The 4,165-nt window shown below is 70.3% G+C and carries 4 protein-coding genes and 1 pseudogene; 2 read left to right on the top strand and 3 right to left on the bottom strand.

Annotation, left to right across the window (positions count from 1 at the left end):
* The 3 genes from L810_RS20275 to L810_RS20265 all read right to left on the bottom strand — a co-directional run.
* The coding region (locus L810_RS20275; RefSeq protein WP_042975496.1) for a PhaM family polyhydroxyalkanoate granule multifunctional regulatory protein at nucleotides 1–598 on the bottom strand (598 nt) is incomplete at its 3' end.
* A gap of 88 nt (nucleotides 599–686) precedes the next feature.
* Nucleotides 687–1,514 (bottom strand): enoyl-CoA hydratase/isomerase family protein, encoded by an 828-nt coding sequence (locus tag L810_RS20270; protein WP_021160148.1) that lies wholly within the window; start codon nucleotides 1,512–1,514, stop codon nucleotides 687–689.
* Nucleotides 1,515–1,631: 117 nt separating this feature from the next.
* On the bottom strand, nucleotides 1,632–2,624 hold the full coding sequence (locus L810_RS20265; RefSeq protein ID WP_021160147.1) for a fumarylacetoacetate hydrolase family protein: 993 nt from the start codon (nucleotides 2,622–2,624) through the stop codon (nucleotides 1,632–1,634).
* Nucleotides 2,625–2,793: 169 nt separating this feature from the next.
* Between L810_RS20265 and L810_RS20260 the strand changes: the two genes are divergently transcribed.
* Complete coding sequence (locus L810_RS20260; RefSeq protein WP_021160146.1) at nucleotides 2,794–3,669, top strand: IclR family transcriptional regulator; 876 nt, start codon at nucleotides 2,794–2,796, stop codon at nucleotides 3,667–3,669.
* 113 nt (nucleotides 3,670–3,782) lie between these two features.
* Nucleotides 3,783–4,165, top strand: a pseudogene (locus L810_RS20255) (DUF3108 domain-containing protein); the annotation flags it as partial.

The raw sequence follows: 4,165 nt of genomic DNA, 5'->3' as shown, positions 1-4,165 counted from the left end.
CCGGCGGCGCATCGCCCGGCGCGGCGGGCTGCATGCCCGGCTGCGCCATCGCGAGGCTCGCGAGCTGGTTGAACTGCGACTGCAGGAGGTTCCACCAGCCGGCGGGATCGAAGGCCTGAGCGGCGTCGCCCGCGGCTGCATCCGCGGCGGAAGCATCGGCATCCGCCGCCGGCGGCGCATCGCCCGGCGCAGCCGACGCGGGTTTCGCCGCCTGCGCCGCCGCGACGGCCGCTTCCTCGGCCGCCGACATCGAGCTCTGCGCGAACGCGCCGAACGCACGCAGCGTCGCGAGCGTCGCGCGCTGGACCTCGAGCGCCTGGATCGCCGACTGCAGCATCCCGAGATTGAGCTTCAGCCACTGCTCGACCGCGCGCAGGTCGGTGATGCGCTTGTCGAGTTCCTCGACGCTCGTGAGCGGCGCCATCATGTCGGACATGCTCGACAGCGACGGCGGCAGCCCATGCGCGCCGCCCGGAAACGGCGTCATCGCGCCGAACGGCGACATCCGCATCATGTCCCACATCCGGTCCATCATGTCGGCGGGCTTGAAGCCGGCGAAGCCGGCGAAAGGATTGGAGCCGGAGGCATCGGTCGTCATACGGGCATCCTGGTTGACTGGGTGAGGGCGAGGCGGCCGCCATGGGTCGCGCGAGCCGCGCCTGGACCGATCATAGCGCCGGCGCGTGTCAGAACGGGGCGTCGCCGGGGAACTCGGGCGGGCGCCGCTCGCGCAACGACCGGAGGCCTTCCTGCACGTCGGGCCCGGCAAACCCCATGAATTCGAGCGCAAGCGACGTATCGAAGGTCGGCCCGGCCGTGCGCAGCCAGTTGTTCAATGCGTACTTGGTCCAGCGGATCGCCGACTGCGAACCGTGCGCGAGCCGTTCGGCCACTTCGTACGCCTTCGGCAGCAGGTCGGCCGGCTCGACCGCGAGCGACACCAGCCCGATCCGCTCGGCCTCCTCGCCGCTCACCGGTTCGCACAGCAGCAGGTAGTACTTCGCCTTCGCCATCCCGCACAGCAGCGGCCACACGATCGCCGCGTGGTCGCCGGCCGCGACGCCGAGGCGCGTGTGGCCGTCGATGATGCGCGCGTCCTTCGCGGCGATCGAGATGTCGGCGAGCAGCCCGGCGACGAGCCCCGCGCCGACGGCCGGGCCGTGCATCGCCGATACGATCGGCTTGCTGCAGTTGATCACGTTGTAGACGAGGTCGCGCGCCTCGCGCCACACGCGGGAGCGCACGTCGAAGTCGTTCGCCATGTCCTCGACGAGCGCGAGATCGCCGCCCGCCGAGAAGCCCTTGCCCTCGCCGCGGATCACCGCGACGCGCGTGTCGGGATCGCGGTCGACGTCGCGCCAGATGTCGGCGAGCTCGCGATGCATGCGCGCGTTCGCGGTCGCGAGGCCGCTGCGGTTCGCGCCCTCGCCGCTCATCACGATGTCGAGCACGCCATGGTCGCGGCGCGTCACCTTCAGTGCTTCGTAACCGCCGTATGCGGCGAGATCGGCCATGTGCCGCTCCTTCGAGTCGAGGCTCTTGAATCGAGTGTAGCCAAGCCCGCGCGGGCAAACATCAGGCGAAACCCGGCGCGCAGGCCGAAGCCGGGTGTCGCGCAAGCACCGCGCGGCTTACGCCGCGCCGTCGGGCGGGGCGACCGACTGCTCGATCGCACCGAAGATCGACTTGCCGGCCGCGTCGAACATCTCGATGCGCACGGTGTCGCCATAGCGCATGAATTCGGTCTGCGGCGCGCCGTGCTCGATCGTCTCGAGGCAGCGCTTCTCGGCGATGCAGCAGTAGCCGCGCTTCGCGTCCTTGTTCGACACCGTGCCCGAGCCGACGATCGACCCGGCGCGCAGGTTGCGCGTCTTCGCCGCGTGCGCGATCAGCTGGCCGAAGTGGAACACCATGTCGGTGCCCGCATCGGGCTGGCCGACCTTCCTGCCGTTCCAGTGGACGATCATCGGCCGGTGCACGCGGCCTTCGCGCCATTCATCGCCGAGTTCGTCGGGCGTGACGGCGACCGGCGCGAACGCGGTCGCCGGCTTGCTCTGGAAGAAGCCGAAGCCCTTCGCGAGCTCGGCCGGAATCAGGTTGCGCAGCGACACGTCGTTCACCAGCGTGACGAGCCGGACGGCCTTCAGCGCTTCGTCGGGCGACGCGCTCATCCGCACGTCGCCGGTGATCACCGCGACTTCCGCCTCGAAATCGATGCCCCATTCCTCGGACGGGCACACGACGTCGTCGCGCGCGCCGAGGAAATCGTCGCTGCCGCCCTGGTACATCAGCGGGTCGGTCCAGAATTCGGGCGGCATCTCGGCGCCGCGCGCACGGCGCACGAGCTCGACGTGGTTCACGTACGCGGAGCCGTCCGCCCACTGGAACGCGCGCGGCAGCGGCGCCATGCAGTTGGCCGGATCGAATGCGAAGGAATTGCGCGCGCGGCCGTGATTCAGCGCGTCGTACAGGTCGCGCAGCTGCGGCGCGTAGAACGCCCAGTCGTCGAGGACACGCTGCAACGTCGGCGCGATCGCGTCGGCGATCGCCGCGGTGTGCAGGTCGCGCGACACGACGATCAGCTGGCCGTCGCGCGTGCCGTCCTTCAGCGAAGCAAGTTTCATAAGGGGGACTCTGCCGTTGTAGTGACGATGGAGGGAATCTATTTTACGATGGTGAATCCCGGCGGCGCGCCACGATCGTGCACGCCGCTTTCGTCCCGATTTTTCGTCCCGATTTTTCGCCCCGTATTTTCACCCCCATTCCTGCCGCATTTTCGCGCACCTGCCGCCCATGCCCGCCAACCCGCTTCCCGACGACGATCTCGCCGACTCCGACACCGACGACGCCGCTTCCGGCGAGCACGGCGAAAACAGCGAGAAAGTCCGTTCCGGCATCCAGTCGATCGAGGTCGGCTTCCGCCTGCTCGACGTGCTGACGAGCGAGCCGCGCGCGATGATGCTGCGCGACCTCGCGCAGCGCGCGGGCATGAGTCCTGCGAAGGCGCACCGCTACCTGGTCAGCTTCTCGCGTCTCGGCGTGGTGTCGCAGGACCCCGTCTCGGGCCGCTACGAGCTCGGCGGCTTCGCGCTGCAGATGGGGCTTGCGCGGCTCGCGCGCGTGGACGGCGTGAAGCTCGCGCGGATCGCGCTGACCGAATTCCGCGACCGCCTCGACCAGACGGTCGGCATCGCGGTGTGGGGCAACCAGGGGCCGACGATCGTGCACTGGATGGAGTCGAGCCACCCGGCGAAGGCGTCGCTGAAGCTCGGCGACGTGATGCCGCTGCTCGGCTCCGCGACGGGCCTGCTGTTCGCCGCGTACCTGCCGCGCAGCAAGACCGCCGCGATGCTCGAGCGCGAACTCGCCGATACGCGCCGCTCGCCGCACCACGGCGGCCCGCGCACGCTCGACGAGGTCGACGCGGTGCTCGCCGACGTGCGCAAGCACGAGGCCGCGCGCGTCGAGGGGATGCTGCTGCCGACGATCCACGCGTTCTGCATGCCCGTGTTCGATGCGGTCGGCGAACTCGCGCTCGCCATCGTCGCGCTCGGCCAGGAAGGCTCGTTCGACATTGCATGGGGCGGCGAGATCGACACGGCGCTGCGCGCATGTGCGCAGAAACTGTCTTACGAACTCGGCTATAGTCCCGACGCGCGCGACGCCTGACGCATCCTGCCCCCGTCACGGCACGCGCGCGAACGTGCGGCGCATTCGACAGTCCGATTCCTGTGGCGCGCGCCGCGCGCCCGACATCACGCGAGCGCCCCGATCCTGTTCCGATGCCCATGCAGCCTGCCGACATCCGCCCGAGTCACGCCTTGCCCCGCCGCTGGCTGCGCGTGAGCATTGCACTCGTCGTCGTGCTGGTGCTGCACACGCTCGCCGCGTTCTGGCTGATGCGCAACCGCGACGCGTTCACCCCGCCCGCGCCCGCCGAAGTCCCCGTGCAGATCGAGCTGCTGAAACCGCAGCCGATCGAGCGCCAGCCCGCGCCACCTGCGCCGAAGCAGGTCGAACATCCGGCCGCGCCCGCACCGGCGGCTCCCAGGGCCGCCGCGCCGAAACCCGCGCCGGAGCCGGTCCTCACGTCGACGCAAACGGCCGAACACGGCGAGCCGCCGGCCGCCGCGTCCGCAGCGAGTGGCGTACCGGGCGCGTCGGG

Source organism: Burkholderia sp. AU4i, from assembly GCF_000466765.1.
GTDB classification, from domain to species: Bacteria; Pseudomonadota; Gammaproteobacteria; order Burkholderiales; family Burkholderiaceae; genus Burkholderia; species Burkholderia cepacia.
Note: the sequence above shows the minus strand (reverse complement) of the source record. Positions and strands in the feature narration are given on the sequence as shown.

What these genes read in the sequence shown, in the direction of transcription:
- L810_RS20265 (WP_021160147.1), bottom strand. Translation starts at nt 2,624, where the DNA reads ATGAAACTTGCTTCGCTGAAGGACGGCACGCGCGACGGCCAGCTGATC.
- L810_RS20270 (WP_021160148.1), bottom strand. Translation starts at nt 1,514, where the DNA reads ATGGCCGATCTCGCCGCATACGGCGGTTACGAAGCACTGAAGGTGACG.
- L810_RS20260 (WP_021160146.1), top strand. Translation starts at nt 2,794, where the DNA reads ATGCCCGCCAACCCGCTTCCCGACGACGATCTCGCCGACTCCGACACC.